Below are 1676 nucleotides of genomic sequence, written 5' to 3'. Positions count from 1 at the left end.
CTTCTGTCTCCACAGAAAACCGCCGTATCCAGGCGGTCCGCGTCGATCAGTATGGACAAAAGCATTCGTGCAATGAGACCATTTGTAAAAAGACCGCTTAAGTCATTGGCTGAAATCTCCTTTTGAAAATTGCTAACCTCTTCTACTGCCTTTTTAAAACATTCATCTGTTTCAGTGAAAGAAATAGTACTGCTCTTAAGATTCTGAACTACTTCTTCATAATCAAGATTTTCCAGATTTTCAACCCGTTTACGAAAGCAGTCCTCTCCTTGCACAGACATACAGTCATTTACTCCATGATGAGAGAGAATTGCTTCACAAATTAACTGGGCGGTCAGTTTTTCCAGAGAACTTCCTTTATAATATCTTTGGTAAATATAAATAGCCCCTGCGGAGCTGTGATTGACGCCTCCCTGCACTTTTCCAGCCTTTTTAGAAACAGAGGTTCTTATGTAGCTTTCAAATTCCTGGCGCCATTTTCCTAAATCATGATACAAGCCTGCTATATAAGCCAGATATCCCATACCAAGGGGGAGGCCCAAGTGCTTTGCAACTTGAGCTGTTCCCTCCAAATGTTCCTGTACAGTCTGCTCTTTTTCAGGATTGTCGGGATTGATATGAGCGACCATTAAAACACCTTCTTTAATATTGTATTTTCAATTCACAACTTTTAATTAATTATAAAACTTTTTAATATAAATCTCAATATTTTTCTACCTTTTTCGAGCACCTTTGCAACAAATTTCACACCGAACACTCTTATGTATCCCATTTTTCTTTCTTCAGTGGTATCCTGATCAATATTCTCGTATCTTTCCATGTTTACATAAAAATTTGTAGGACAACTCAGACTGACAGTTACATGGACCTCATTGTTTTTATTAGTGTTTTTTGAGTTGTTTAAATTTAAAAAGTGATTCATAATCAACATCCTTTCATTTTTCATTTCTATTTATTTTAAAAAATGAAAGAAAAACTTGAGTGTTCACCCCCCTCCTTTTTGCACAATCTTCTCTAAAAAGGTTGACCTTTAAGCTTAAATCCATTAAAGTAAATATGCTATATTCTTTAGATTAAAGCAGAAGCATTTTCAGACATCACCCAATCAATTTCAACCATTGAATGGGTGATTAGCTTTTCTTCCATTTTTATTTTCGGTAATGTGTCTTGTATTATGTATTTGTTTTATATTAGACTATACCTTTATAACACAATTATTATTTTTTTGCAATGCCTATTATTTTTTTTTCTGTTATTTTTTTCTTTATTGATTTTTCTTAAAAATACATATATTATATATTAGTCGAGTTAATTCTCGTGGGTAGAAAAGGTAAAGTGTATTGTATAATGTGAAGTGAGACCGTACAAAATTTCTGTACGGTCTCCTTTGTTTCCTGTTAATTCTAATTAACTCTCCATATTCTTCTCACACCACTCCCCCAACGCACATTCCTCACACTTTGCCTTCCTTGCCGTGCAAACCGCTCTGCCATGATAGATCAGCTGAAAATTAATCCGGTTCCAGTGTTCTTCCGGCAACGCCTTCTGCAACTCCATTTCCACCTCTGCCGGATTTTTCCCGGAGGCCCAGCCCAACCGTCTGGAAATGCGGAATACGTGAGTATCCACCGTAACCCCCGGTATTCCATAAGCATCTGCCAGAAATAAAGTGGCGG

General features: G+C 36.7%; 3 protein-coding genes. All 3 read right to left on the bottom strand.

All coding sequences use genetic code 11. The features are described 5' to 3' along the window. Positions 1–629 (bottom strand): CRISPR-associated endonuclease Cas3'' (locus tag BQ9856_RS05120; RefSeq protein ID WP_077610081.1); only part of this gene is annotated, 629 nt, incomplete at its 3' end. Positions 630–670: 41 nt separating this feature from the next. Continuing rightward, positions 671–922: a hypothetical protein gene (locus BQ9856_RS24480; protein WP_077610080.1), complete on the bottom strand. Its 252-nt coding sequence runs from the start codon at positions 920–922 to the stop codon at positions 671–673. A gap of 485 nt (positions 923–1407) precedes the next feature. After that, positions 1408–1676: endonuclease III domain-containing protein (locus BQ9856_RS05110; protein WP_442855484.1), on the bottom strand; the 269-nt coding region annotated here is incomplete at its 5' end.

This window comes from Clostridium sp. Marseille-P2415 (genome assembly GCF_900155545.1).
Lineage (GTDB): Bacteria > Bacillota > Clostridia > Lachnospirales > Lachnospiraceae > Lacrimispora.
The sequence above is the reverse complement of the archived record's forward strand: the minus strand, read 5'-3'. Positions and strand labels throughout refer to the sequence as shown.